We start from the raw sequence: 24,270 nt of genomic DNA, 5'->3' as shown, positions 1-24,270 counted from the left end.
CCTCCGGGACGAAAACTGTGAAACCATATCACCGTGGCCGTCAGCCGACTGCCCCGCCCCGCCGGAATCTGCTATACGGCTGGAAGGTCGGGCGGGCCGACCGAACCGTTAAGGAAACAACCATGTTTGAACGAATCATGATCCCGGTGGATCTCGAACACACCGACAAGCTGCAGAACAGCCTCGAAATCGCGGCCAGGATGGCACGGGAGTACGACGCCACGGTGTACTACGTGACGGTTTCGGGGAGCCTGGCCAACCGTGCCGCCCGGACCCCGGAGGAAATGGAAAGGCATCTGGCGGACTTCGCCCGCGAACAGGGCGAGAAATACGGCATTCGCACCGATTCGAAGCTGATGCACAGCAACGACGTGGCGGTGGAGCTGGATGACAAGCTGGCTCAGGCGCAGAAGGAACTGGATGCCAACCTGGTGGTGATGGCCTCGCACATCCCGGGCGTGGCCGACCGATTGCATCTGATCAGTTCGAATGCGGGTGAGCTCGCCCGGCGCCTCCCGGTTTCGGTCTTCGTGCTGCGCTGATGATGTTTATCGCCTTTGTGCTGATGATCGGCTTTCTGATCATCGCCGCCGTTCTGCTGGTATGGCAGGTGAGCATCCTCTTCAGCGTGGTGATCGAAGAAGACGGCAGCGTGCACACCACCCGCGGGGATCCGCCGCGCAATTTCCTGCACGCGGTGCGCGAGGTGGTCAGCCGCCACGGGCTGCAGGGCGGCAGGATCACCGCGGTGCGTGGCCGCGACGGCGTTCGCGTGCGCTGTTCGCACCGGGTGCCGGAAGAGGCCCGTGCGCATCTGCAGGCGGCGGCGGAGCGGGTCAAGGTCGGCCGCCGCCGGCGCGGGCGCAAGAAGCGCCGCTGAAACCGGCCCTCCCCGGAACGGGCAGGGCCGGGTGATGCACCGTCAGAGCAGATCGTCCTGGATGGCGTCGATCGCATCCATGGCGCACTGGTGGTCGACATCGCCGCTGGGACTGCCCGACACCCCGATGCCCGCGACGATGCGCCCGTCGGAGGTGACCTGAGCGCCGCCGCCGAGGATGGTGACGTTGGGCAGGTGCTGGATGCCGTAGCTGACCTCGCCCGGGAAGGCATCATCGCGCAGCTCCAGCGTATCGGTACGGAAGCTGACCGCCGTCCAGGCCTTGCTCTGTGCAGTGCCGACGGTGTGCGGACCGGCGAACCGATCCCGCTTGAGAGCCTGAGTGGTCCCGAAGCGGTCGACCACCGCTGCGGTTACCTGTGCGTTGCGATCACGACAGGCATCCACCGCGGCCTCGACGGCCTTGGTCGCGATTTCGGGTGTCAGGCTGGGGGTGTTGAACGTGGCCGAATCGGCATGAACGGGCGCGGCGGCCAGAGTCATCAGGCCGCCGGCCAACAGTGCTGAACGCATGGATGGGGACATATCAACCTCCACGGTTGTGTGGACTCCACCCATTCTTGTAGGCCCCGTACGGGGATTTGGCAAGCTCCGTTTCGGGACGCCCGCCACGTTCCGGTCCGGCTCAACGGTTTCCGCAACCGGCGCGGCCGACCGCCATCAGGCCACCCGGCCGACCCGCTCGGACACCGCATCATCGGCCATCACCGGCGGGTACTGGCGAGCGAGCTCGCGCGCCGCCAGCACGAAGGTGTTCACCTGCGTGGCGTGCTCGCGCAGCTTGTGCGCCAGACCCGGGTCCTCGCTGACCTCGTCCACCACCACGCCGTCCGGGCGCTCTTCCACGTGCACTTCGATGCGCCCGCGCTGCTCGAAAAGGGTGCGATACAGCGGATCACGGTCACGCAAGTGTGCGCTCTCGCGCAGCCGCCGATGCAGTTCCGGCACGTGCACCCGCAGCAGCACGGCGAGTTCCGGATCCGTTGCCGTCGTCACCGTCCGGGTACCACCCTCGATGAACTCCAGCTCCCTCCGGATTGCGTCGTGGGACTCCAGCAGGCGCTGAAAGACCACCTGCTCACGCTCGTGCTGCTTGCGGGCTTCGGCGTCCAGGTGACCGCCGCAATCGATCATTCTCAGGTGCATCGTCATGGTCTGTCGGCCTCTTGCTGATGATCCTGCCCGGAAGAAGCAATCTCCCTGCCAACTCGTATTTCCCGCCATGACGCGGCCACATGCCGATGCCGCCGATCAGCTGACCACTCAAACTGCGAATATTGGCAGTCACTAATAAATGAAAATGCCACCTGTGACATCCGAACGCTCGCAAGTCACTGTCAAAAGGGGAAAATCATCTCCAAAAAATTTTCGAACATGGATTGATTCCAATTTGCGGCCGTGTATAATTCCCATTGTCGAGTCGACGGCAGCTCAGCGTCGGTTCGCCATGCAGGGGCCACCTGGCCCCTTCTCTCCTCCATCTCTTCTGGATTTTGCCGTCGGCTCTCGGTGCCCCCCGGACCGACCCGGCGGCCCTTTTTTTAATCCACCCGAATGGATCCCAGTGCAAACCACATGCCAAGCACTGACCGCGGCCGCGACCGTGGGTCAACCGGACACTGTTGGTTTGACACAACACATTAGTCCTCACTAATATTCCGTCTCCCCCGGGTGCTTCGTCGCCATCCCGACGACGAGTGAAACGGGAAGTCCGGTGCGTGCCCGGCCTCGACCTGCGCACAAGTCCGGCGCTGCCCCCGCAACGGTAGGCGGGTCACGGCAGACCCATGCGAACCACTGCGAAGAACGCGTCCGTTCAGGGCGTGCTTCGCGGGAAGGTGGTCTGCCCCGGAGCCAACGGCTCCAGCCCGCGAGCCCGGAGACCGGCCCGGAGGACAACGGAGAACCGCGGGGAGCGGTATCACCGGGCGGATCGGCATCGCTGCGCATCGGTTCACGACGCGCCGACGATGGCGCACGCCCGCCCCCCGCGGTCGACACCCACGACCACGGCGCACGGGCGGTGCGCAAAGAGGGTTCGCAATGTTCCCGAAGAAGAGATTTCCCGCGGCCCTGCTGGGCGGTGCCGCGGCCGTGCCCTTGTTGCTGGCGGCACCGCCGGCAACCGGCGAAGAAGACCCCGACGATTCCGCACGGGTACTGCCACAGGTCACCGTAACGGCGGCGACCCGCACCGAGCGTCTGGTGGAGAACACGCCCGCCTCCACCGAAGTGATCACCGGCGAGGACATCCGTCGCAGCGGGGCGACCATGCTGGACGAGGCCCTGCAGACCGGATCCAGCCTGTTTACCGGTGCCGACGGCAACCGGTTCTCGATCCGCGGCGGCGGCCGCGCCGACATCATCTACATGCTGGATGGCCGTCGGGTCAGCGGCACGTCCGGCCGGGGGTTCGAGCTCAACCGCATCCCGGTCATCCACGTGGAGCGCATCGAGATCGTGAAGGGCCCCGGCAGCGTGGTGTACGGCTCGGATGCGGTGGCCGGCGTGATCAACGTGATCACCCGCCAGCCGGATGCGGGCTTCGAAGGCAGCGTGGAGCTGCAGGGCGGCATGCCCGCCAGCGCCGATGGCGGGGAGCGCATCAACGGTTCGCTGTTTCTGGGCGGCGGCACCCGCGACACCCGGTTCCGGCTGCTGGCGGATGTGCTGGACCGCGAGGCCTATTCCGAAGACGCCACGGCCGACGTGCGCATCCCCGAGCAGGGCGACCGGGTGCGGCCGTCGGAGTCCGGCGCGCTGGAGGATGACCACGCGATCCAGGACCGCTATGCCTTCGACGAGGACCGCCGCGAGAGCGCGCGGGTCTACAACCTGCGCGCCGGCGTCAGCCACTGTTTCACCGACGACTTCAACGTGGAGCTGGAGGCCGGCCTGCTGCGCGAAGAGCGCGAGCGGCGCTTCCTGCACGAGCGCCCGCCGGTGGCCACCGGCTACACGAACAACAATGGCGATCCGGTGCGCGCCCTGCAGTTCCCGGCACAGCGCAGCGAGGACAGCGACCGGCGCGATCTGGCCGTGGCCGCCGAATGGTTCGTGACCGACACCCTGGAGCTGAATTACCAGGTCTACGAAAGCAAGTTCGAGATGGACCGCTCCAACACCTTCCTCGAGGCCGCGGACTTCGGCTTCGATGCCACCGGGGACAGCGAATTCGGCCCGCGCGAGGTCACCTTCACCGACCGCGTCCACGACTTCGCCGCCACCTGGCGGCCCGACGCCCGCCACACGGTACTGACCGGCTTCGAACACAAGCATCAGACCTACCGCGACCGCGAACCGGCGCACGAGCCGGAAGACGACCAGTGGGTCGGCGGGGTGTTCCTGCAGCACGAATGGGCGATCAGCGAGCGCCTGGATCTGGTCTACGGCGCCCGCCACGACGAGACCTCCACCGAGGTCGACAACACCTCGCTGCAGGCCGGCGCGGTCTATCGCCTGGCCCCCGAGGCCCGGCTGCGCGTGCAGTATGCCGAGGGGTTCAAGCTGCCGGAATTGCGTTCGTTCCACGTGGACACCCTGAACCCGCGCGGACAGCGGGTGCTGGGCGCCCATGTCGTCGATCCGGCTGTCGGCAACACGCGCCATGAACTCGACCCCGAGACCAGCCGCAATGCCGAGCTCGGCATCGCCGGCGACCTGCGCCTGAGCGACACCACCACGGGGCATTACGACGTGGGCCTGTTCTACACCGAGTTCGATGACCGGATCGCGCAGACTCAGGGCGATGGCGACTACCGCACGTTCCGCAACGTGAGCAACGCCCGCGCCCGCGCCCGCGCCCGCGGCGTGGAGACCCGCCTGGGCGCGGACTTCAACTCGCAGGTGGAGCTGCGCCTGGGGGGCACCTGGATGGATGCGATCGATCGGGACAGCGGCGAGACCCTGACCGACACGCCGGAACTCACCATGGTGGCGAGCGCGCTGTGGACGCCCACGGAAGAATTGCGCCTGCAGCTGCGCAGCCGCTACGTGGATGAGGTACGCGTGGCCGGGGACGAATGGGATGGCTCGTTCACCCTGACCAGTCTGAACGTGGAGTACGCGCCGGCGGCCTGGGAGGACGTCACCCTGCGCGGCGGGATCGACAACCTGTTCGATGCCGACAATGAAAGTTCGCTGGCAGCGGATCCCGGCCGCTTCCTCCACGCCGGGGTCCGGTACGACTTCTAGGACGTCCGGTCCGGGGACCGGGAGGGCTGCCTTGAAGGGCAGTCCTCCCCCTGGTTTTCATGTCGTTTCTGTCACCACATTGCTCATACGAAGGACTACCCCGGGTTCGGATTGGAACCCGACTCGCTGCAATATTCCTGCCAGGCTGCCGATCCGCCGCGCAGCACGCGGGCGTCGATGTCCATCGCGCGCAGGCTCTCGGCCACCAGATGGGAACGCCCGCGCCCGCCACAGAACACCACCACGGGCTGCGCCGGATCCTCCAGATGGGACTCGATGCTGGCCTCCAGCCTGGGCCGGGGGATGTTCACGGCCCCCTCGATGGACCCGGCCTCCACCTCCTCCGGCTGGCGCACGTCCACCAGCAGCAGCGGTTCACCGGACTCCCGCCAGCGAGCCAGCTCCGCCGGCTCCACGTGCGGCAGGGTCTGTTCCAGACGGGTGATGCGTTCTTCGAAACGGCTCATGACGATTCCTCGGGTATGGTGGAGAGGTAATTCGAGCTTGCCGGCAGGCCGCCGGAGACCGCAACCTGAGCGGTACTCGTGCGCGATACCTCCGGTGGTGCCAACATGACCGACACTTCCGACGTCCGCCGGCCGGGCTTCGTCGCCCACATGGCGACGGTCTTCATCAACGCCCTCAACGACAACTTCTTCCGCCTGGTCGTCATCTTCATCGCCCTGCGCGAGTTCGTTGCCGAGGGCGAAGGCACGTTCTATTACAGCCTGGTCGGATTCGTGTTCCTGCTGCCGTTCGTGCTGTTCTCGCCTTGGGCCGGCTACATCGCCGACCGCTACAGCAAGAAGGCGGTGATCGTCGCCACCCGCTCGGCCGAGGCCGTGGTGCTGCTGACCGCCGCGCTCATGCTGATCATCGACTACTTCCCCGGACTGCTGGTGACCGTGTTCCTGATGGGCCTGCAAAGCACCTTCTTCAGCCCGGTGAAGTTCGGCATCCTCCCGGAGATCGTGCGCTACGCGCAGCTGTCGCGCGCGAACGGGCATATCCAGCTGTGGACCTTCCTGGCGATCATCCTCGGCACCGCGCTGGCCGGCTTCGTGATGGAGTTCGCCGGCGAGGCGCTGTGGATCCCGGCGGCGGTGATCGTGGCGCTGTCGCTCACCGGCCTGGTCACCAGCTTCTTCGTCACCCCCACCCGCGCGATCAACAATCCGGCGCCCTTCCGGCTGAACCCGTTCGCCACCGTGGTGCAGTCGATCGCCGAGATCCGGCCGCAGCGGGTGCTGTTCCTGGTGGTCCTCGGCATCGCGTGGTTCTGGGCCCTGGGCACGTCGTACCAGCTCAACGTCCCGCTGTTCGCCGAGCTGCACCTGGGCCTGGGCGAGCTGGCCACCGGCATCATCCTGACGACCCTGGCCCTGGGCATCGGCACCGGCAGCATCCTCGCCGGCTATCTGTCGCGCGGCGGCATCGCCATGCACCATGCCCCGGCCGGCATGATCGCGGCCGCCCTGATCAGCGCGTTGCTGTATTTCACCGTCGACAGCTACCCGGCCACCCTGGTGCTGATGGCCCTGCTCGGCGTTGCCTCCGGTTTCTTCATCGTGCCGATCACTGCCTACCTGCAGGGCCACAGCCCGGAGGAACGGCGCGGGCGTTTCATCGCCGCGAGCAACTTCCTGTCGTTCGGGGCGATGCTGCTGGCACCGGTGCTGTTCTGGGGGCTCACCGGCCCGGCCGGGGCCAGTCCCGGCCAGGTGTTCATCATCGGCGGAGCCGCCTCGCTGCTGGTCGGGCTCGCGGCCCTGCGCCTGTACCGCCGCCACCGCGCGGAGGCGGATGCCTGACCCCCGAAGGCCCCGGCCGCGCGACCGAACCCCAGCATCCGGTGCGAACGTCTATCTTCGAAGGAAGAACTTGCCAGAGGGGCGAACCCGGGAGGCCATCATGAGCAACAACATGGCCGATGTAACCATTCACATCGACGAGACCATCGACGCCGAGGCCCGCGAACGCATCCAGGACGAGCTGCGCGGGATGAGCGGCGTGATGGCGGCATCCAGCCACGAGGAGAAGCCGCACCTGGTCGTGGTCGAATACGACCCGGAGCGGATCAACAGCCATCGCCTGCTCGACACGGTCACCGCCAGCGGCGTGCACGCCCAGCTGATCGGCCTGTAGTCGGCGGCAAGCCTTTCAGGCTCACGAGGCTCACGGACGGTGGCGGCTCGCCCCGTCGGTCACCCCGCCGGCGATCATGTGCGCGACGCGCAGGGCCTCCGGCAGGTGGCTGTGGACGCGCTGGTCCTCCAGCAGCTGCCGCGCCGCTTCGGGTTCGATCCCGCAGCGCTGGACATGGACCCCCGCCAGCGGTTCCATCGCGCCGGCGGCCTCGATCAGCCGCCACTTGCGGGCCCCTCCGGGGACATGGTCGAGCAGCGCCCGTCGAACGGCCTCCATGTCGGGTTGCCGGCGTGCCACGACCATCACGGGCAGGCCGGTCCGTTCGTGCAGGGCCTGCAGGTCCACCACGTTGAAGCCGGCAAAGGCGATCCCCTGCAGCAGGATCGCGTGCAGCTGCGGGGCGAACGGGCTGTCCAGCACGCATGCGGCCAGACGTTTGGTTGCATTGGCGCCGTCGCGCCGCACCCGGGTCGACACTACGCCGTCCAGCCGCGTGCCGGCGAACACCGCGCCCACCACCAGCACGTCGCCACGATACGTCCGCGCGAACGGCGCATCATCAAAACCCGCCACGTGCGATAGATGTCCCGGCATGCGTATCCCCGTTTGCCCGCGCCGTCGTACAGCTCCACGTTCTCACACAGACGAAGCCCAGCAGAAGGAGGCTCCCCATGGACCCGGATCAGGTCACGGTATTCGGCGGCACCGGCTTTCTCGGCCGCATGATCGTGTACCAGCTGCTCGACGCCGGACACGCCGTGCGCATTGCCTCCCGCCGCCCGGCGTTACCGGCCGACCTGCAACGGCACGAGCGGGTGGAACACTGCAGCGCCGACATCCGCAACGATGACGACGTGGCCAGGGCCGTGGCGGGTTCGCGTGGTGCGGTGAATGCCGTCAGCCTTTACGTGGAGCAGCGCGACCTGCGCTTCACCACCATCCACGTGGACGGGGCCGCCCGGCTCGCCCGGGCGGCGAGCGAGGCCGGCCTGGAACACCTGGTGCACATCTCCGGCATCGGCGCCGATCCCGCCTCGCGTTCGGCATACATCCGAACGCGGGGCGAAGGCGAGGCCGCGGTGACCACCGAATTCCGCGACGCCCTGATGGTCCGGCCCAGCGTGCTGTTCGGCCCGGGCGATGCGTTCCTGCGCAACCTCGCAGCCCTCGCGCGGCTTCCGATGGTGCCGCTGTTCGGCCGCGGAGACACCCGCCTGCAACCGGTGCACGTGGCGGATGTCGCGCAGGCTGTGGCCACCCTGTTCAACGAGCCGCCGGCCGGACACCGGGTGTTCGAGCTCGGCGGCCCGGACATCCTGGAGTACCGCCAGATCGTGAACCGGGTGCTGGAGCACCTGGGGCAACCCCGGGTGCTCGTGCCGGTGCCGTTTTTCCTCTGGCACCTCGCCGCCGGTCTGGCCTCATGGCTGCCCCGCGCACCCCTGACCCGGGACCAGGTCTACCTCATGCAGCAGGACACGGTTACCGACAGCACCTGCGCGACCTTCGCCGACCTCGGCATCACGCCGCGCTCGCTGGAGGCCTCCCTGCCCGAGTGCCTGCCGACGAACCAGACGAACTAGCCGCAGCTACAGGCTGTGGGTGGCGAGGTTCTGCGAGATCAGGCGTTCCCACAGAGAACCGGCCTGCGCGAGGTGATGGAGGGCGATGGCCTCGGCGCGGGGCGCCAGAGCCGCCGCCTGTTCCGCGGATTCGGCGCGCAGGCGGATATCGGCGATCTGCGGCTGGTCCACCGGCATGCCGATCTGGCTGACCAGCACCACCTGCGCATCCGACACTTCGTCGATCTCCGCCACGATCGCCTCGGCGATATGGGTGGCCGTCACGTTGTACAGCTTGCCGACGTGGGTAATCGGGTTCTTGCCGGCGAAGGATTCGATGGTCATCGGACGCGACGGGGTGATCAGCCCGTTGGCCCGATTGCCGCGCCCGGTCTGGCCGTCGTCACCGGCCTCGGCCGAGGTGCCGGTGACCGTCAGATACACGCTGTCCGCGTCGGGATCGTCGGCGGTGTTAACCGACACGTCCGGCTCGCGGCCCAGGGCCTCGGTGGCCACGCGCCGCACCTGCCGGGTCGCATCGGAACGCGCGGCCAGATAGGCGTCCGCGTCTTCCAGCGGCGCCCCGATGAAGGCGCAGGCCACCGTCAGGGATACGTCCTCGCCGCTGCGCACCCCCATCACCTTGACGTCCTGACCACGCGCCGGCGGCGCCTCCGACCACAGGCTCATGTCCGCCGCGAACACCGCCCGCTCCAGCGGGCTCAGGGGCGCATAACCCACCCCCAGCGAGGTATCGTTCGCCAGCTGCGGCACGCCATCCCGACGCTGGCGCTCGAACAGCTCCACCAGATCCTGCGATCCGGGACGGATCAGCGAGTGCACCCGCACGTGGCGCTCGACATCCAGCGCCGGCATGTGGGCAGCCAGCCATGCACGGCAGGCCTCCACCGCCAGCTCGTCCACCGCCACGGTCGCGCCGCGATACTCGCGGGTGGCCCGCCCGGCAATGTACAGCTCGATCGGCTCGTCCACCTCGCCCCCGCCGAAGGCCGGGCGGGCGGCGCCGCCGCGCAGCAGCACCTTGTCCACGTTGTGGTGCAGCACGAAGCCGAAGCGCTCGCGGTATTCGCGCGACAGCGCCAGACTCACCTCCTCCGCCAGCGCATCACACAGCGTGTCCGGATGCCCCAGTCCCTTGCGCTCCACCACCTCGACAGGCTGCAGGCCCACGGGCCGGCCCTCGAGTTCACTGACCATGATCTTCACGCTTGCCCCCTCCGGCGACGGTCGTGACGGCGATCTTCTCACTGATGGCCGGCCGTCACCACATGCGGGCCGCAGCCAAGCTGCCCCGCGGTCCTGCGCGGTTTCAGTCGCTGCGCGGCTGTGGCGGAACGGCTTTCGCCTGCAGACTCGAATGGAGGCTCAGCCCCGTCACGGTCAGCAGGATCAGCGCCATCCCGAAGAGCTGGACCGCCGCCAGGGATTCATCCAGGAACACCACACCGAACAGCGACGCGGTCACCGGCTCGACCATGGCCACGATGGAGGCCACCGCCGGCGCCGTGTAGTTCAGACCGACGATGTAGAAGATGAACGACAGACCGGCGCCCAGCACGCCGAGGATCACGAACAGGGGCCAGCTCGAGGTGCTCAGCACGTCCACCATCTGCCCCGGATCACCCAGCGAGAAAAGGATGAGGACCAGGACCGCGAACGCGATCACCAGGATCGCCTGCGGGCTGCCATGGGGCGCGGCAAACTTGAAACCGAAGATGAACACCGCGTAGGACAGGCCGGAGGCCAGACCGGCACCCGCGGCGATCAGGGTCACGTCCCCGGCGCCGATGTCGTAGATCCCGGTCAGCAGCACCACGCCCAGCAGGACCATGACGATCGCCACCCACTTGAACAGCGTGGGCCGCTCAAGCCCCAGCGCAAACGAAACCAGGTACACGAACACCGGCGCGCAGTACATCAGCGTCGCGGCCACGGCCACGCTGCCTTCCGCGATACTCAGGAAATAGAACGTGAAGTTGCCGGCCACGCCCAGGCCGGCCACCGCCGACCAGAGCCACATGCGACCGCTGCCCAGTCCGCTGCCCTGCGGACGCAATGCCAGCCAGGCGAGCACGAACAGCAGCCCGATCGCACCGCGATAGAACGACACCACCACGGGATCCCAGCCCTGCCCCGTAAGAATGCCGCCGATCCCGCCGGATAACCCCCATGAAAACGCCGCCAGCACGACGAGCAGGGTACTCAGCCCGGCCAGTTTTTCGTTCGTAAGGGATTTCAGCGGGTTCGGTGAGGCATTGGGCATTCACTATCCTTTCATCGGTCGATGATGCGAGAAAACAAGGGACTTAAGTGTAACAGCCCCTCGCAAACTGGCCCGGCGCATCCACTCGATCCGGGAGAAAACCCGGGCGGTGCCCCTGTCCTTGCTCGCCGCGGGCGACCTCGATCAGCGTGTTGAGGGCATCGCTGGCGGTGACGGGAACGGGGTTCTCCGTGCTCCCCTCACATTCCTTGCCGCCGACCGCGCAGCACGCACGGGTGTGTGACCTGCGTCAATTGCCGTACCCGAGGGGAAGGCCTAACGTCACAGGTGAGCACCCATCCCCCTGTGTGCTCGGCGCCCCGTCCTCTCCCGGAGGTCGGGGCGTTTTCGGTTGCGAGCGTCCGGACCGTGAAGAGGCCGCACTTCCGGGCGGCACACGGCGAACTCAGACATTCGGCTGATGGAAAGGCCCCACCGCTTCGCTATCTTCCGAAGTACACGCATGCACATTCGGGAGATCCGCCATGAACACCACCACTGAACAGAAGATCATCGCCGCAACCTCGGCGGTGGCCCGGCTCACCGCCCTGCACCACTGGCTGGGCGATCCCGCCGATGCACCCGGGCATATTTTGCCGGCGCCGGTGGTCCATGCCTGGGCCAAACGCGGCGAGCCGGGGAGCCAGCACGAAGCCCTGGCCGGGGCGATCGGACGCGGCTGGATCCGGGTCACCCCCGATGGCTATTGCCTCACGAGGGACGGTCTCGCCGCGCTACAGACCTTCGTGCCGCATTTTCGCCGCCTGGCCCGCCAGGACGCCGAAGACCGCCGCCCCGGGCACCGCACCCACCCGCTTCTGAGCGGCGACGCAACGGCGTGAGCGCAACCGAGAATGTGAGGCAATGCGACCTGCATCAAACTGTCCTCCATACGTTCAACCCTCGAGCCGATGACCCTGTTTGCACGAGCGCCGCGGGGCTGTTCCGATGGACCAACGTTGTACGGTCTGTGGCTGGACTGCATGGTTCGGACCACCGGAGCCGCGGATGAAAAGCCGCCTGATTATCGCCGCCCTGACGATTGCCACGCTGCTCGCCGCACCGGCCCTGCAGGGCGCGGAGAAGCAGTCCGAGCGGCCGAGCATCGGTCTCGCACTCGGCTCCGGTGGCGCCGGGGGGCTGGCCCATATCGCCATCCTGCAGGTCTTCGACGACCTGGGCATCGAACCCGACCACATCAGCGGTACCAGCATCGGTGCCGTGATCGGCGGGCTGTACGCGGCCGGCCTCAGCGCCGAGGAGATCCTGGACGTCTTCGACGACTTCGGTGGCTCGCGCATCGACGCCCTTTCCGGGCTGGTCGAGTCCGATGTGCAACTCACCGAGCTGATCCCGCTGCGCCTCGGGCGCAACGCCGTGCTCGACTCAAGCGAATTCCTTGAATTCCTCGCCAAACACACCGATGCCCGGACTTTTGACGATCTGCGCATCCCCCTGTCGGTGGTGGCTACCGACTACTGGAGCGGCGAACCGGTGGTCCTCCACGAGGGCGAACTGTTCACCGCGATCGAGGCGAGCATGGCCGTCCCCGGCCTGTTCGAACCGGTGCCGCAGGGCGACGACCGGCTGCTGATCGACGGCGGCACGTCCAACCCGCTGCCCTGGAACCTGCTGCAGGAAGATCACGACTTCGTGATCGCCGTCGACGTCTCCGCCAGCCGCAAACAGGCCCCCAACGATCCACCGGGCCTGACCGATCTGCTGTTCACCACCTTCAGCATCATGCAGCGCTCGCAGATCCGCCACATGCGCGAACACGACCCGCCCGATCTCTTCCTCGAGGCCGGCAGCGCGGGCATCCGCCTGCTCGACTTCAACCGGGTCGAGGAGATCGTGGAAAAGGCGCAGCCCAGCGCCGAAAAGCTGCGCGAGGCACTCGAGACCCGGCTCGATCCACCCGCGCAGACAAGCCCGTAGGCGGCCTGCCCGACTGCAGCGCGGCCGGGCTCAGATATGCCGGGAGAAATCCCCGTAGCGGCAATGACCAAGCAGGTTGCGAAACGCCGGGCCGTCCAGCCGAATCAGCGAGACGTGGTCACCCCCCTCCACATAGATCCTGTCCTGCGCCGCGAGCGATTCATCCAGGAGGACCTCCAGCCCCCATGCGGTACCCAGCGCCGGCACTGCCCCGTGTTCGCAGTCCGGGAACACCGACCGCACCTCCTCTTCGGTCGCCAGCCCCACATGCTCCCCGAGCATGTAGTGCAGCTTGCCGAACTGCAGCCGGCGCGTGGCCGGCAGGACCGCCAGCATGTAATGGCCGGCATCCTCCACCAGCACACCCTTGGTCAGTTCATCGCCGGGTACGTGGGCGGCTTCGGCCGTCCGGCTGGCGGAATCCGCACGCGGATGGCCCACAACGTCATAATTCACGTCCCGCTCGTCGAGAAATTCCTGCAATGTAGTGCTGATCGTCATCGTTCTGCCCCTCTCGCCGCGGCCGGGTCACGCAAACGCGGATCCATGCCTTCAACCCGAGGATAGACAGGCAGAAGGCCACGAGCTCGCCACTTTCCACCACCGGGGCTCGCTGGGGCCCTTCGACGGGCGGCCGCCCGTTGATTGCCCCATACTCCCGAGGCGGCAAGTCCGGAATGACGGGGGAGGAGGCATGCTTCGCATCGCGGCTGTGCTGTTGCTTGGCCTTGGGATCTTCGCCGGCTGGATCGCCGCGCAGAGCTGGGAGGCCATGCGCGTGCTCCAGGACATCGAGGCCGGCGCGGGGCCGAGCGCGCTGAAGGAGCGAACCCCCGAGCCCGTGCGCGAAACGCTGTCGCTCACGACGGACGAAGGTGACATCGCGGCCGACCTGTACCATCCCCGACAGGAGGTGGGCGCGCGCATCGTCCTGGTACCGGGCTTCACGCCGCAGGGCAAGGACGACCCGCGGCTGGTGCAGCTCGCCCGTACGCTGGCGCGGGCGCGTTTTCTGGTGCTGGTGCCCGACCTGCAGGGCTCACGGGCGCTCCGCGTGCGCCGCGAGGATGCCGCGACCATCGGTGATGCCGCCGCCCTGCTCGCCCGCCTGGAGGTGGAGCGCGCACCGGACGAACAGGACGTGGGGGTCGCCGCCATCTCCTACGGCGTGGGCCTGGCCGTGCTGGCTACACTCAAGCCGGAGGGAAAGGAAACCATCGACTTCCTGGTCGGGATCGGCGGCTACTACGACACCGGGAACGTCATCACCTTCGCCACCACCGGGGCCTACCGGGAACCCGGCTCGAACCGGTGGCAGACGCGCACGCCCGACCCGCTGGCGAAGTGGCTCTTCCTGTGGGGCAACCTGCATGTGCTCGATGACCGCGCGGACCGCGCGCTACTCGACGAAATCGCCCGCCGGCGCGCCGCCGACCCCGAGGTCCCCATCGACGACCTGAGCGACCCGCTCGGCGAGGAGGGCCGAAGCCTGCTGGCGCTGATCCTGAACGATGACCACGAGCGGGTACCGCAGCTGCTGGATGACCTGCCGGCCGGCGCGCGGGAAGCCATCGAGTCCTGGTCCCTCGCCGAGCACGATCTCTCGCATCTTTCCGGCCGCGCCCTCCTGATCCACGGCCGGGACGACACGATGATCCCGCATACCGAAAGCACGCGCCTCGCCCGTGCCATCGGCGACACCGACCTGCACCGGATCGACGGCTTCTCCCACATCGACCCGCATGGCGTCGGGCTCATCGGCCAGTGGCGGCTCCTGCGCGCGATGACGGACCTGCTGGCATGGCGCGACGATGGCGCCGTACACTCCGAAAACCGAACCCCGCGAACCGAGGACTTGCCATGAAGGGCTTCACGAAACCGTTGCTGATGCTCGCGCTGTTCCTGGCGCTGCTGGCCGCGCCCGCGCACGCGCTGGACGGCGACACGATCGACCGCTGGCTGGCGGCGACCCAGGAACTCAACGAGTGGAGCGCGCAACAACCCGAGGTGCAGGAACCGGCGATGGGCGCGCAGGACGACGAAGCCTCGATGGCGGAGGTCCGCCAGGCCATCGAAGAGGTGGCGCGCATGGAGCAGGAGGTGGAGGAGATCGCCGCGCGTCACGGCTTCGACAGCAGCCACGAACTGACCGAGATCGGCTCGCAGATCTTCAACGCCCGGCATGCGCTGGAGATGGAGCGCCGGCTCCCGGAGATGGAGCGCGAGCTGGACGAAAGCCTGCAGCGCATCGAGGACGATCCGGACATGCCGGCGGAACAGAAGGCGACCATGCGCGACGCCCTGGAGCAGCAGCGCGAGATGCTGCACAACGTCGCACCCGACGTGCCCGAGCAGGATGTGGAGGCGGTGCGCAGCCGCGAGGACGAGCTGGAGGCCCTCTTCAGCAACTGATACCGGCATACCCCCTCGTTTGGAGGGGGTGCATCTCCGCGGACGGTGCCATATTGAGCCTGTTGAGCATGCAACAGGACCGTCCCGAGCCAGGAGATGTTCGATGCCCGCGAAGACCCGTTTCCGCAGCCATTCGCTGGTGCTGGCCCTCGGCCTGCCCGCACTGGCGATCCCCGCGTTCACCGCTTCGGCGGATGAGTCGCCGATCCAGCTCGAACCCCTCGTCCTCGACGGCGGGGGCGATCACTACCGCTACGGCGTCCTGACCGACATCCAGGGCGACGAGATCCGCTGGACGGTGACCCAGGGCCCGGAGATCACCCGCATCCATCCCGACGAGGACTACCGTTCCGGCCTCGGCGGGCGCGAGGACCTGTTCACCGGACTGGCCCTGGATGGCGAGTTGTATCGCAAGGAGCAGGAGCTGGGGGTTCTGCTGCCGGTGTTCGAAGGCGAACAGGTGGAGCCGCCGCACACGTTCCAGGACATGTTCGACAACCAGCGGCGCGTAGAAGAATATCGCGTACACGTGGCCGAAACCGGCGAGACGCGCGAGATCGCCGGGGAGACGGCACAGGGCTACCGCCTGGCCGCGGTCACCGAGATGACCAACCTCGACAGCGACGATGAAGAGGCCCTGTTCTCGGTGAACCACGGAACGGTGTGGGTGTACGAGGACGTGCCCTTCTCGTCGGCACTGCTGCAGCTGAGCCCCGGCATGTTCCGCATGGCCATCGGACCCAGCGTCCCGGACGGCCTCGAGGCCCATTACCTCCACACCCTCGGCGAGGCCCTGGAACCGCTTGGCATGCCGGCCGGCCTGCAGCTTCAGGGCTTCCACACCTCCGCCGACACCCTGGAAACCATGGAGGCCCAGGACTGGGCACTGGAAGAAGACCAGTCACCCGGCCAGGCCTCGGGCATCGCCTACCGGATCGAGGTCACCGAATTCAGCGACGACGCCGACGCACCGGATTACGCCGCCCTGCAGGAGTACCCGCGCGCCGGCGCGGCCGCCTTCGAATACCTCCGCACCCCGCCCGTGCTGGCCGACATGCTGGATGTCTGCCTCCCCCTGCCCTCTGACATGCCGCGCGACGAGCTGGCGGCGATGCTGGAAGAGCAGGCGACCTTCGACGGGGCCCTGGAAGGAGCCCACTCGGGTGCACTGCTCGGACAGGCGGCCTGGGGCGGCCAGGAAGATCCGCAGCGAGGCGACGGCTTCGCCCTGGTGGTGGAGGCCTTCCTGCCGGAGCTCGAGACCACCGCCTGCATGATCTTCACCCGGGTGGGCGCGGGCGTTCCCGATGACACCGGCACCCTCGAGATCGCCGACCCGCGCAGCACCGACGCCGAAGGCCGGCTGGCCGCGCACCTGCTGGTGGGGGATGTCAGCGAACCCGGCGACATCACCTTCCTGACCGTCGGCCAGGGCCTGAGCGGAGAGGTCCGGCTGGATACCGCCGACCCGGACGGCACGTTCCACGGCCACCTGGACGTGGAGGGCATCGCCACCCCGCTGGACGACCTGGGTGCCAGCGACGGGTTCCGCCTCGAGGGCGAGTTCTCGGCGATGCAGTACTGGGACCGCGTACCCGTCGCTCGCTGATTCGCGTGCGTGACGCCCCGCCCCGGTGCGGGGCCGTCACGCCGGGCGGAACACCATCAGGGCCACCACGACAAGCATCGCCGAGAAGGCCGGGACGCCCAGCCAGAACCACAGCCGCATGCGGCGGGCGTAGTCGGGTGGCAGATCGACGCCTTCGCGGATCGCGCGGGCCGAAGCCTCGCGCATCCGCAACTGGAGCCAGACCACCGGCAACCAGCAGGCCCCGGCCAGCACGTACAGCGCACCGGTCCACAACAGCCATGCGCTGTCGAGCGGCCAGCCGGCCAGCCACACCATCGCGAACCCGGTCAGCGGCTGCAGAATCACCGCCGGGGTGGTGAACCACCAGTCCGCGCGAACCACCAGACGGTCCGTGACCGCAATGGCCGCCGCGCTGCCACTGCGCCACACCATGTACTTGTAGAACGCGCTGCCCAGACCGGTCCCGAACAGCAGGATCGCCCCCAGCACGTGCAGCGTCTTCAGTCCGAGGTAGAGCATCGCCGGGGCCCCTCCATTGCGATCAGCATCAGCGTGGCCACGATCAGGGGCAGGTTCTTGCTGAGCGGCCCGAACGGGTCGATCCACAGCTGCGGAAGCAGCAGCCCCGCGCCCAGGGTGTAACCGGCCATCATTACGACCTGGATCCACGCCACCTCGCGCACCCGCCAGCCCGCGAGCAGTGCCAGGCCCAGCAGCACGTCCACCAGCGCCAGACCATACAGAGCGGTAACGGCCGGGGCGGCCGTCAGACCGGCCGACGCCAGCAAGTCCAGACTGGCCTGAGGCGGATGCAGCAACGCCGACACCAGCCCGGTCCAGATCCAGACGAAGGCCAGCGCGAAGCGCAGCAGCGGGCGCAGGCCGTACAGCCGCGCATGCCACAACTCCGCCTCGCTGGACGGCCGGGCCGCCAGCGCCCCGGCAAAACCGCGCGGGCGCCACCCGAACGCGCGCTCGAATGGCTCCACCGGGGCCGTGCTGCCCCGCCGCAACAGGTCCACCATCGACCCGTTCACCGGAGCCACGTGCAGCCGGCCCGCCAGCGCCGCCCCCGCGCGCGCAAGCCGCGGCGCCACCGGCAGGGCTCTCCAGCGCCCCGCCCCCAGCCAGGCGCGCCAGCGGGCCAGCACCCGCGCCAGCGTCACCGGCTCGGCCCCGACACAGTCCAGCACCTGGCGGCGCGGCTCGCCGCACTCGACCGCCTGCACCACCGCACGCACCAGGTCATCGACATGGACGGGCTGAAGCATCTGCCCGCCGTCGCCCACCAGGGGCACCCACGGCAAAGCCGCCAGGGCCCGCAGAAAGCCGGTACTGGCCCCGCCTTCGCCATGCACAATGGACGGCCGCAGGATCAGCCAGTCCAGCGGCCTGGCGGCCAGATCCGCATCCGAGCGCCCCCGGCTGCGCAGCCAGGGGTCGTCGGCGGCCGGGTCCGCCCCCAGTACCGATATCTGGATCACGCGGCCGACCCCGGCCTGCTCGCAGGCCGTGAACAGCGCGGCCGGAGCGCGCTCATGCAAGGCCGCGAACGACTGTGCACCCTGCTCACGGGCAATGCCGGCGGCATTGATCACGACATCCATACCCGTCACACGTCCGAGCCAGTCCTCCGGCCGATGATCCCGAGTGAAATCGCAGTGGACCGGTGCGGCGCCACGCGCGCATCCGACCACCTCGTGGCCGCGCTCGCGCAGCGCCCGCTCCAGATGGCGCCCCACAAAACCCGTGCTTCCGGTCAGCAGAATGCGCATCCCGTTGCCCCCGGCGCGCTCATTCGCCGCCGGCCGCGCCGCGGGCGCGGTCGACCAGCGCGACCTTCCAGATCACCAGGCCGATCACCGACAGGGCCAGGAACACACCTCCCAGGGCGTGGAACAGGGTCCCGCGGATCAGCTCGACGGAGCCCATGCCGCCATGTTCGGCCGCCAGCAGGATCACCTGCAGCAGCGGTGCGATCAGCACCATCAGCCGCGTGAAGTTGACCCAGAAGCGCGCCGCGGCCTCGCTGCCGCACACCTCCCCGAGCAATGGCTCAAGGGCCGGCTGAATCAGATGAATGACGACCAGACTGATGCCCAGTGCAGTGGCCAGCTGGACCCCGAGAATGACAAGCGGCTGGATTTCCATGGCATGACTCCTTTTCCTTGGTTTCGGTTATTTCTGTCTATACAGAAACTACCGGGCAAATTTTTTTACTTGCCCAGCAGGCTCTGGATCCGCGCCCCCATCTTCATCAGCTTCACCAGGGTCTCGCGGTCCAGTCCCCGCATCTGCTCGTACCAGCCAAGCAGCTGCTCGAGGAACTCGAGGGTATCGTTCATGCGCGCCTTCGCCTCGGGGGTGGTTTGCGCATCGGATTCGCTGTCCAGCACGCACTGGCGCAGGGTCGTAAGGGTCGGGTCCAGCTCGCGTTCCTTGCGCCCTTCGAGGATGGTCATGAAGATGTCCCAGACATCCTTCTGCGACACGAAGTGATCGCGTCGGTCACCCAGTTCGTGCACCACCTTCACCAGCCCCCAGGACTGCAGCTCGCGCAGGCTGGTGCTCACGTTGGAACGGGCCACGCCCAGGGTCTCGGCGATGGTCTCCGCGGTCAGCGGGTGCTCGCTCAGGTACAGCAGCGCATGGATCTGCGCCACCGTGCGGTTCACGCCCCAGCGCGATCCCATCTCGCCCCAGTGCAGGACGAACTTTTCCATGGTCGGGCTCAGCTGCATCGGTCCGTTCTCGTATTTCTGTTACGACTGAAATTAGCGAACACATCGAAGCCCGTCAAGCCGACCCAGCTTCCTACAGCCCCGCGAAAGCGTGATAGCCTTCACGCTTTTTCAACAGGGGAAAACCACGCCATGCTTCGACTGCCCGCCGCCATCCTTGCCGTCCTGTTCGCCTCCGGCTGCGCGATCTCGCAGGAAGTCGAACCCGTGCCGGAGCGTCAGGCCATCGAAATGGTCTACGTGGAGCACAACCCGGACGTGCATATGGAGGAGCTGAACGACTCGCTGGTGGGCATGTTCGAGGACATGGGCATCGAGTCCGAGCTGTACCGGGGTACGCGGCCGGACGACGCCGAGCACCACCTGGAGTTCACCGCCAACTGGACCTGGGACCTGGCCATGTACCTCACCTACTTCGACGCCCGGCTGTACGAGCAGGAGCAGCTGATCGGCACCGCCGAATACGACGCACGCCGCGGCGGCGGACGCCCCGACAAGTTCGGCCCCACCGAAGAGAAGATCCGCCCGCTCATGCAGGAACTCATCACCGGCGAGCCAGCCGAGGAATAAGCGCCCGGGCGGGACCGGCCGGCCCTGTCCGGACCCCGGTTCCACCCGGGTTCAGCCCTTCAGCGCTGCGATGGCCCGGACCGTGTTCTCCTTCACCGGGCGCGGGCGCTCCGGGCGGAAGCGGCGGATGTACTCCACCAGCTCCGGCCCCGTCAGCACCGGTACCGACAGGCCGTCCGAACGCCCCAGCGACACCTCCGGGTGCGTGAACAGCACGATCGGCTGGATCCAGCGCCTGGCCTTGCGGCCCTTGAGGTACTCGCTCAGCAGCCACACCTGCTTCTTCACCTGCCGCACCGGGTTGCGCATCTGCTTGGTGTAGCGGCTGCCGCGCCGCCCGGTCTTGCTCACCGTCCACTGCGAGGCCTGCTCGTCGCAGTCGATAGCCCCGCTGTTGTGCTTCACCTCGATCACGAACAGCGCCTCCGGCCCCGCCACCACCAGATCCGCCTCGGTCACGCCCGTGCGCGAACGCTCGTCCGGCAGATCCACTTGGTTGAAGACCGTGAACGAATCGGGCAGCTCCGCCAGATACTCCAGCGCCGCATCCTCGCCGCGCGCGCCCGCCTCGATGACCGCGCTCCCGCCCACCAGGCCCACCAGTGCGACCACCCCCGCCAGCGTCACCAGCCCCACCAGCGGATGCACGAAGAACGCACCGATTGCCACCGGCAACCCCAGGAGCAGCACCAGGTTGCGCCCGCGCCTCTGGATCGCCTGCGACTCTTCCGTCAGACGGTTTGCGGTGATGTAGCGGGTATCAGCCATGGGTACGGGTTGAATACAAGCCTATACCTTCCCATGAGCCTTCAAATCATCCTGCAAGGCCTCATGGCTCATGGTTGGCTCGGAGCCCCGCTCCTCGAACGCCGCCAGATCTTCCTGATCCTCGGCCAATGCCGCACAAACCACCTCGTTGACGATATCCGAAAAGGACCGATTCGTATGCGCAGCCTTCAGCTGCAGCGCTGCATGCAACTGAGGATCGAAATAGACCGTCGAACGTTTCGGTGTCTCACTCATGGAACTCCTCCGCACAACCACATCAAGAGGTTTTAGCGTCAAGACATCAAGCGCTGCCACATGGCGGACAACCAGGTGCGGTCGCCGCAGCTCTTTTCCGGGGTTCAGGCCCCGGGGAGCCCCGGGACCGGCTTCGTCATCAGGACCCAGTCGCCGGAATGCCGACAACCGGGCCAGGGCAACAGCGGCCTGCGCGCCAGGTCGGCATAACCGAGCCGCTCGTAAAGGCGCCGTGCACCCCGGTTCTCTTCCGCCACGATCAGACTGAGACTATCCGCACCACTTCCGGCTGCCGCCTCCTCCGCGCGCTGCATCAATGCACTTCCCACGCCGCAGCCGCGCCAGGCCGGATCGGCCGCCACGGCGTTCACGTACCAGGACCCCGGGGCCAGCGCCTCCAGCTCGAGCAGCGGACGCACCACGGCCGGGGCCTCGCTCAACGGCTCGACGTCATGCGGATCGGGCAGGCGGTACCCGAGCAGCATCCCGACGACCTCGTCCCCGATCTCGGCCACATGAGCATTCACGTAACTGAAACCGCCCTCCGTCCCGCTTACGGCGCGCGCCCCGAATTGATCCCCCTCCGGCCCGGCGGACTCCCGCCACAGATACATCGGAATCCCCTCGCCTGCGAAGTCCATGAGCTCCGCCAGTCGCCGCGCATCCCCGATCTCTGCCGCACGTATCTTCAGATCCATCTCGCACCCCCACCTGCCCGGGATCCACCACGCCCGCTAACCCGTCGGCCCTATTGCAGGGCCCTGGTCCCCCGGCACGCGGGATACTGCGAGCAACCCCAGAACTGCTGGCCTGCGCTGGCACCCTTGCGCGCCTTTCGTTTCACCATAGCACTGCCGCATTTCGGACAACCGGGTGCCGCCGGCGCCGCGTGGCGCTCCCGCAAACCCTCCACGTGCGCCCGGCGGGTCTGGCGCGAACGCTCGAGGCCGCCATGCTCCAGCGTGGCCACCGTGTCCTCGACCTCGTCTTCGCTCCACACCTCTTCCCGGAACGAGCGGATATAATTCAGGAGCCCGAGGCCACGGACCACGTTGTCCGGCATCGGCGTCTTGAACGCGCTGCCGCCGACGAACACGACCACCGAGTGAATCATTTCCGGGTCCACACCCAGCACCTCGGCCACCGCCCGTTCGTGGCGATAGTTCTGGCGCAGCGGGTTCTGAAACCGGAAGGACCGCCGGTAGATCTTCTGGGTCCACTGGGCCTGACGCTCACTGCCGAAGATCCAGCCCCGCATGTTCTTCGTCTCGATGACGAAGATGCCGAACCGCGACACCAGCACATGATCGATCTGCGTGGTGCCGTCCGCGGTCGGCAGCGTCAGGTCATGCACCACCCGGCCGGACTTGCCGTCCAGGCCAACCGCCAGAACCAGGCGAATCCACAGCTCGCCGAGCCAGCCCTTTACCTGCGGAAGGCGGGCGATCGCCACCAGCGCCAAAAACAGCCACGCCCACCAGAACTGCGACGCGGCCGCCAGGAACATCTCAACCAGATTGATCTCCACTACGTTCTCCCTGTCGATGTCGGAGACAGTAGCCACCCGCCCCAAAAGGTCAGAGTAACGCCGAACCCTTGCCCGACGCCTCCACGGTCCGCCCCGGGCCTCGGCCCTCGGGGTGGATGACGACCACCGGCCGCACCGACTGCCAGTGGTTCCGCGAACTCGCGGACGTGCGCATGCTGACGGTCGCCGGCACCGATCACCCGCTGGCGATCCTCCCCCGCGTCACGCAGGACGACCTGGTGGGGCACACCGAGATCGTCATGGCCTACCTCGACCGGGACGGCCTGGTCCCCGAGTCCCCCGAGACCGACAACTACCTCGCCTTCACCCAGTACGAACTGATCCGCGACGCCGTGATCGAAGGCGCCGGCTGGGCCGACCTGCCCTTCCCCCTCATCCGCCACGCCCTGCGCCAGGAACAGCTCCGCACCATCCCGCACCCGGACGCCAACTGGTGGAAGACCTTCTGCGTGCTGGAGTCCGAACAGGCCCATGGCGGCCCCGTGGTGACCTGGCTGGCAAACGAACTGGAGGCCTACCTGACGCGGGTCAGCTGAGGGCAACGACCAGAAACTCTCCGTAGGCTCCGGCCCGGTCCAAATCACTCGGCCGTTCCTCTATGGCCACACGAGCACCCTTATCGAAGCACGTGCGGACGAAGGAGCAACCAGCGCCACATCCGCTTTCCTTGCCACCCAGTGCCACAGGCACGCACCCTACCACCTCTCACGGATATAACCAGGCTACATTTAGCACGGACTCCCGTTTACAGTGCCACCCCATGGATCACTGACACTCTCACAACACCGGCAAGGCCCCCGCGATGGCAACCCGAACGCCCATAGACACACCCGACACAGCATTCCCTTTCTTGCCTCCACCAGCCGAGCTGATGGGGTGGTTGAACGGACCGCCCGGTCTACACGGTCTTCTCGAAGACCTCAAAAAACACCTCGATCGGCCGACCCCCGACACCAAGACCATCCGCAATGCCTGCACTGGTCCCGGCGTCTCGCAAAGAAGCGTGGAATCTATAAAACGGATGATTCAATCGGCGAATGCAATTTACGAAATCCCCAGCGAGACCGATACCTACCACGACAGTACCCTGGCGACTAACTGTCGGGCCCCGGCTGATTGTATACACGTTTACGAAATAAATCGGGGCGTTCCTGTTGCCAGGCCTTGAGTGTCTCAACCGGCGTTCGGTGCCCCAGCGCCTTCTGCCCGATCTGATGGTTGTAAAGGCGCTGGTAGTCCTGGAGGGTGTCCTTCATGTGCTCTCCCGAGCCGAAGCGCCGGGTCCGCAGCAAGTCGGCGATGCGGCCGTTGAAGCGCTCCACCATTCCGTTGGTCTGCGGCCGTTTCGGCCGGATCA

The 24,270-nt window shown here is 67.3% G+C and carries 29 protein-coding genes and 1 riboswitch; of the genes, 13 read left to right on the top strand and 16 right to left on the bottom strand.

What is annotated here, in order from left to right:
* The first annotated feature begins 122 nt into the window (after positions 1–122).
* Both F573_RS0112415 and F573_RS0112410 read left to right on the top strand, forming a co-directional pair.
* Positions 123–542, top strand: coding sequence for a universal stress protein (locus F573_RS0112415; protein WP_018871011.1), 420 nt, complete (start codon positions 123–125; stop codon positions 540–542).
* The gene (locus F573_RS0112410) at positions 542–880 is read left to right on the top strand and encodes a DUF3634 family protein (RefSeq protein ID WP_018871012.1); all 339 of its coding nucleotides are present in this window, start codon (positions 542–544) and stop codon (positions 878–880) included. The genes F573_RS0112415 and F573_RS0112410 overlap by 1 nt, the downstream gene beginning before the upstream one ends.
* A gap of 42 nt (positions 881–922) precedes the next feature.
* Here the strand turns inward: F573_RS0112410 and F573_RS0112405 are convergent, their stop codons facing one another.
* Positions 923–1,426, bottom strand: coding sequence for a heme-binding protein (locus F573_RS0112405; RefSeq protein ID WP_026300914.1), 504 nt, complete (start codon positions 1,424–1,426; stop codon positions 923–925).
* A gap of 135 nt (positions 1,427–1,561) precedes the next feature.
* Complete coding sequence (locus tag F573_RS0112400) at positions 1,562–2,053, bottom strand: hypothetical protein (protein ID WP_019022844.1); 492 nt, start codon at positions 2,051–2,053, stop codon at positions 1,562–1,564.
* Between the two features lie 500 nt (positions 2,054–2,553).
* Positions 2,554–2,808: riboswitch (cobalamin riboswitch) on the top strand.
* Positions 2,809–2,944: 136 nt separating this feature from the next.
* Between F573_RS0112400 and F573_RS0112395 the strand changes: the two genes are divergently transcribed.
* On the top strand, positions 2,945–5,095 hold the full coding sequence (locus F573_RS0112395) for a TonB-dependent siderophore receptor (RefSeq protein ID WP_019022843.1): 2,151 nt from the start codon (positions 2,945–2,947) through the stop codon (positions 5,093–5,095).
* Between the two features lie 95 nt (positions 5,096–5,190).
* Here the strand turns inward: F573_RS0112395 and F573_RS0112390 are convergent, their stop codons facing one another.
* Positions 5,191–5,562 (bottom strand): rhodanese-like domain-containing protein, encoded by a 372-nt coding sequence (locus tag F573_RS0112390; RefSeq protein ID WP_018871017.1) that lies wholly within the window; start codon positions 5,560–5,562, stop codon positions 5,191–5,193.
* Positions 5,563–5,667: 105 nt separating this feature from the next.
* Between F573_RS0112390 and F573_RS0112385 the strand changes: the two genes are divergently transcribed.
* Both F573_RS0112385 and F573_RS0112380 read left to right on the top strand, forming a co-directional pair.
* Complete coding sequence (locus F573_RS0112385) at positions 5,668–6,906, top strand: MFS transporter (RefSeq protein ID WP_026300912.1); 1,239 nt, start codon at positions 5,668–5,670, stop codon at positions 6,904–6,906.
* A gap of 100 nt (positions 6,907–7,006) precedes the next feature.
* On the top strand, positions 7,007–7,240 hold the full coding sequence (locus F573_RS0112380) for a hypothetical protein (protein WP_018871019.1): 234 nt from the start codon (positions 7,007–7,009) through the stop codon (positions 7,238–7,240).
* A gap of 30 nt (positions 7,241–7,270) precedes the next feature.
* Here F573_RS0112380 and F573_RS0112375 read toward each other — a convergent pair whose 3' ends face one another.
* Positions 7,271–7,837 (bottom strand): DUF99 family protein, encoded by a 567-nt coding sequence (locus tag F573_RS0112375; RefSeq protein WP_019022841.1) that lies wholly within the window; start codon positions 7,835–7,837, stop codon positions 7,271–7,273.
* A 77-nt stretch (positions 7,838–7,914) separates the two neighbouring features.
* On the opposite strand from F573_RS0112375, the gene F573_RS0112370 reads away from it, so the two are divergent.
* Positions 7,915–8,826, top strand: a complete 912-nt coding sequence (locus F573_RS0112370; RefSeq protein ID WP_019022840.1) for a complex I NDUFA9 subunit family protein — start codon at positions 7,915–7,917, stop codon at positions 8,824–8,826.
* Positions 8,827–8,832: 6 nt separating this feature from the next.
* Here the strand turns inward: F573_RS0112370 and F573_RS0112365 are convergent, their stop codons facing one another.
* Positions 8,833–10,032 carry a methionine adenosyltransferase gene (locus tag F573_RS0112365; RefSeq protein ID WP_019022839.1) on the bottom strand — a complete coding sequence of 400 codons (1,200 nt, stop codon included), beginning with the start codon at positions 10,030–10,032 and terminating at the stop codon, positions 8,833–8,835.
* Between the two features lie 103 nt (positions 10,033–10,135).
* The gene (locus F573_RS0112360) at positions 10,136–11,089 is read right to left on the bottom strand and encodes a DMT family transporter (protein ID WP_019022838.1); all 954 of its coding nucleotides are present in this window, start codon (positions 11,087–11,089) and stop codon (positions 10,136–10,138) included.
* A 485-nt stretch (positions 11,090–11,574) separates the two neighbouring features.
* Between F573_RS0112360 and F573_RS0112355 the strand changes: the two genes are divergently transcribed.
* Positions 11,575–11,931, top strand: a complete 357-nt coding sequence (locus F573_RS0112355; protein WP_018871025.1) for a hypothetical protein — start codon at positions 11,575–11,577, stop codon at positions 11,929–11,931.
* Between the two features lie 166 nt (positions 11,932–12,097).
* On the top strand, positions 12,098–13,027 hold the full coding sequence (locus F573_RS0112350) for a patatin-like phospholipase family protein (protein ID WP_019022837.1): 930 nt from the start codon (positions 12,098–12,100) through the stop codon (positions 13,025–13,027).
* Positions 13,028–13,057: 30 nt separating this feature from the next.
* Here the strand turns inward: F573_RS0112350 and F573_RS0112345 are convergent, their stop codons facing one another.
* A complete protein-coding gene (locus F573_RS0112345) occupies positions 13,058–13,528 on the bottom strand; it encodes an aminoacyl-tRNA deacylase (protein ID WP_026300911.1) in 471 nt (156 codons plus the stop codon).
* Between the two features lie 193 nt (positions 13,529–13,721).
* On the opposite strand from F573_RS0112345, the gene F573_RS0112340 reads away from it, so the two are divergent.
* The 3 genes from F573_RS0112340 (at position 13,722) to F573_RS0112330 (ending at position 17,048) form a co-directional block, all read left to right on the top strand.
* Positions 13,722–14,891 carry an alpha/beta hydrolase gene (locus tag F573_RS0112340; RefSeq protein WP_019022835.1) on the top strand — a complete coding sequence of 390 codons (1,170 nt, stop codon included), beginning with the start codon at positions 13,722–13,724 and terminating at the stop codon, positions 14,889–14,891.
* Positions 14,888–15,439, top strand: a complete 552-nt coding sequence (locus F573_RS0112335) for a hypothetical protein (protein ID WP_019022834.1) — start codon at positions 14,888–14,890, stop codon at positions 15,437–15,439. The genes F573_RS0112340 and F573_RS0112335 overlap by 4 nt, the downstream gene beginning before the upstream one ends.
* 103 nt (positions 15,440–15,542) lie before the next feature.
* Complete coding sequence (locus F573_RS0112330) at positions 15,543–17,048, top strand: hypothetical protein (RefSeq protein WP_019022833.1); 1,506 nt, start codon at positions 15,543–15,545, stop codon at positions 17,046–17,048.
* Positions 17,049–17,084: 36 nt separating this feature from the next.
* On the opposite strand, the gene F573_RS0112325 is transcribed toward F573_RS0112330, so the two are convergent.
* From F573_RS0112325 to F573_RS0112310, 4 genes are all read right to left on the bottom strand, one after another.
* Complete coding sequence (locus tag F573_RS0112325) at positions 17,085–17,549, bottom strand: DUF2269 domain-containing protein (protein ID WP_019022832.1); 465 nt, start codon at positions 17,547–17,549, stop codon at positions 17,085–17,087.
* Complete coding sequence (locus F573_RS0112320) at positions 17,531–18,805, bottom strand: SDR family oxidoreductase (protein ID WP_019022831.1); 1,275 nt, start codon at positions 18,803–18,805, stop codon at positions 17,531–17,533. The genes F573_RS0112325 and F573_RS0112320 overlap by 19 nt, the downstream gene beginning before the upstream one ends.
* Positions 18,806–18,824: 19 nt before the next feature.
* Entirely contained in the window at positions 18,825–19,181 is a 357-nt protein-coding gene (locus tag F573_RS0112315) for a hypothetical protein (RefSeq protein WP_018947854.1), read from the bottom strand.
* A gap of 65 nt (positions 19,182–19,246) precedes the next feature.
* Positions 19,247–19,771, bottom strand: a complete 525-nt coding sequence (locus tag F573_RS0112310) for a GbsR/MarR family transcriptional regulator (protein ID WP_018947853.1) — start codon at positions 19,769–19,771, stop codon at positions 19,247–19,249.
* A gap of 132 nt (positions 19,772–19,903) precedes the next feature.
* Here F573_RS0112310 and F573_RS0112305 point away from each other — a divergent pair, with 132 nt between their 5' ends.
* Complete coding sequence (locus tag F573_RS0112305) at positions 19,904–20,341, top strand: Sbal_3080 family lipoprotein (RefSeq protein WP_019022830.1); 438 nt, start codon at positions 19,904–19,906, stop codon at positions 20,339–20,341.
* A gap of 51 nt (positions 20,342–20,392) precedes the next feature.
* On the opposite strand, the gene F573_RS0112300 is transcribed toward F573_RS0112305, so the two are convergent.
* From F573_RS0112300 to F573_RS0112285, 4 genes are all read right to left on the bottom strand, one after another.
* Positions 20,393–21,109 (bottom strand): nuclease-related domain-containing protein, encoded by a 717-nt coding sequence (locus F573_RS0112300; RefSeq protein WP_019022829.1) that lies wholly within the window; start codon positions 21,107–21,109, stop codon positions 20,393–20,395.
* 21 nt (positions 21,110–21,130) lie between these two features.
* Positions 21,131–21,364 (bottom strand): hypothetical protein, encoded by a 234-nt coding sequence (locus F573_RS0112295; protein ID WP_019022828.1) that lies wholly within the window; start codon positions 21,362–21,364, stop codon positions 21,131–21,133.
* Positions 21,365–21,468: 104 nt separating this feature from the next.
* On the bottom strand, positions 21,469–22,062 hold the full coding sequence (locus F573_RS0112290; protein WP_019022827.1) for a GNAT family N-acetyltransferase: 594 nt from the start codon (positions 22,060–22,062) through the stop codon (positions 21,469–21,471).
* A 50-nt stretch (positions 22,063–22,112) separates the two neighbouring features.
* On the bottom strand, positions 22,113–22,871 hold the full coding sequence (locus F573_RS0112285; RefSeq protein WP_369773219.1) for an NERD domain-containing protein: 759 nt from the start codon (positions 22,869–22,871) through the stop codon (positions 22,113–22,115).
* Positions 22,872–23,008: 137 nt separating this feature from the next.
* Between F573_RS0112285 and F573_RS0112280 the strand changes: the two genes are divergently transcribed.
* Positions 23,009–23,449, top strand: a complete 441-nt coding sequence (locus F573_RS0112280) for a LysR substrate-binding domain-containing protein (protein WP_019022825.1) — start codon at positions 23,009–23,011, stop codon at positions 23,447–23,449.
* A 558-nt stretch (positions 23,450–24,007) separates the two neighbouring features.
* On the opposite strand, the gene F573_RS0112275 is transcribed toward F573_RS0112280, so the two are convergent.
* Positions 24,008–24,270, bottom strand: a 263-nt coding sequence (locus tag F573_RS0112275) for an integrase core domain-containing protein (protein ID WP_019022824.1), incomplete at its 5' end; no start/stop codon positions are given.

Source organism: Thioalkalivibrio sp. ALE23, assembly GCF_000378545.1.
Lineage (GTDB): Bacteria > Pseudomonadota > Gammaproteobacteria > Ectothiorhodospirales > Ectothiorhodospiraceae > Thioalkalivibrio.
Note: the sequence above shows the minus strand (reverse complement) of the source record. Positions and strands in the feature narration are given on the sequence as shown.

Coding starts and splice junctions, on each gene's coding strand:
- F573_RS0112285 (WP_369773219.1), bottom strand. CDS start 22,871: ATGTTCCTGGCGGCCGCGTCGCAGTTCTGGTGGGCGTGGCTGTTTTTG.
- F573_RS0112310 (WP_018947853.1), bottom strand. CDS start 19,771: ATGCAGCTGAGCCCGACCATGGAAAAGTTCGTCCTGCACTGGGGCGAG.
- F573_RS0112395 (WP_019022843.1), top strand. CDS start 2,945: ATGTTCCCGAAGAAGAGATTTCCCGCGGCCCTGCTGGGCGGTGCCGCG.
- F573_RS0112290 (WP_019022827.1), bottom strand. CDS start 22,062: ATGGATCTGAAGATACGTGCGGCAGAGATCGGGGATGCGCGGCGACTG.
- F573_RS0112415 (WP_018871011.1), top strand. CDS start 123: ATGTTTGAACGAATCATGATCCCGGTGGATCTCGAACACACCGACAAG.
- F573_RS0112320 (WP_019022831.1), bottom strand. CDS start 18,805: ATGCGCATTCTGCTGACCGGAAGCACGGGTTTTGTGGGGCGCCATCTG.
- F573_RS0112405 (WP_026300914.1), bottom strand. CDS start 1,426: ATGTCCCCATCCATGCGTTCAGCACTGTTGGCCGGCGGCCTGATGACT.
- F573_RS0112315 (WP_018947854.1), bottom strand. CDS start 19,181: ATGGAAATCCAGCCGCTTGTCATTCTCGGGGTCCAGCTGGCCACTGCA.
- F573_RS0112355 (WP_018871025.1), top strand. CDS start 11,575: ATGAACACCACCACTGAACAGAAGATCATCGCCGCAACCTCGGCGGTG.
- F573_RS0112385 (WP_026300912.1), top strand. CDS start 5,668: ATGACCGACACTTCCGACGTCCGCCGGCCGGGCTTCGTCGCCCACATG.
- F573_RS0112380 (WP_018871019.1), top strand. CDS start 7,007: ATGAGCAACAACATGGCCGATGTAACCATTCACATCGACGAGACCATC.
- F573_RS0112370 (WP_019022840.1), top strand. CDS start 7,915: ATGGACCCGGATCAGGTCACGGTATTCGGCGGCACCGGCTTTCTCGGC.
- F573_RS0112345 (WP_026300911.1), bottom strand. CDS start 13,528: ATGACGATCAGCACTACATTGCAGGAATTTCTCGACGAGCGGGACGTG.
- F573_RS0112295 (WP_019022828.1), bottom strand. CDS start 21,364: ATGAGTGAGACACCGAAACGTTCGACGGTCTATTTCGATCCTCAGTTG.
- F573_RS0112360 (WP_019022838.1), bottom strand. CDS start 11,089: ATGCCCAATGCCTCACCGAACCCGCTGAAATCCCTTACGAACGAAAAA.
- F573_RS0112400 (WP_019022844.1), bottom strand. CDS start 2,053: ATGACGATGCACCTGAGAATGATCGATTGCGGCGGTCACCTGGACGCC.
- F573_RS0112335 (WP_019022834.1), top strand. CDS start 14,888: ATGAAGGGCTTCACGAAACCGTTGCTGATGCTCGCGCTGTTCCTGGCG.
- F573_RS0112325 (WP_019022832.1), bottom strand. CDS start 17,549: ATGCTCTACCTCGGACTGAAGACGCTGCACGTGCTGGGGGCGATCCTG.
- F573_RS0112410 (WP_018871012.1), top strand. CDS start 542: ATGATGTTTATCGCCTTTGTGCTGATGATCGGCTTTCTGATCATCGCC.
- F573_RS0112340 (WP_019022835.1), top strand. CDS start 13,722: ATGCTTCGCATCGCGGCTGTGCTGTTGCTTGGCCTTGGGATCTTCGCC.
- F573_RS0112330 (WP_019022833.1), top strand. CDS start 15,543: ATGCCCGCGAAGACCCGTTTCCGCAGCCATTCGCTGGTGCTGGCCCTC.
- F573_RS0112350 (WP_019022837.1), top strand. CDS start 12,098: ATGAAAAGCCGCCTGATTATCGCCGCCCTGACGATTGCCACGCTGCTC.
- F573_RS0112305 (WP_019022830.1), top strand. CDS start 19,904: ATGCTTCGACTGCCCGCCGCCATCCTTGCCGTCCTGTTCGCCTCCGGC.
- F573_RS0112390 (WP_018871017.1), bottom strand. CDS start 5,562: ATGAGCCGTTTCGAAGAACGCATCACCCGTCTGGAACAGACCCTGCCG.
- F573_RS0112280 (WP_019022825.1), top strand. CDS start 23,009: ATGACGACCACCGGCCGCACCGACTGCCAGTGGTTCCGCGAACTCGCG.
- F573_RS0112300 (WP_019022829.1), bottom strand. CDS start 21,109: ATGGCTGATACCCGCTACATCACCGCAAACCGTCTGACGGAAGAGTCG.
- F573_RS0112375 (WP_019022841.1), bottom strand. CDS start 7,837: ATGCCGGGACATCTATCGCACGTGGCGGGTTTTGATGATGCGCCGTTC.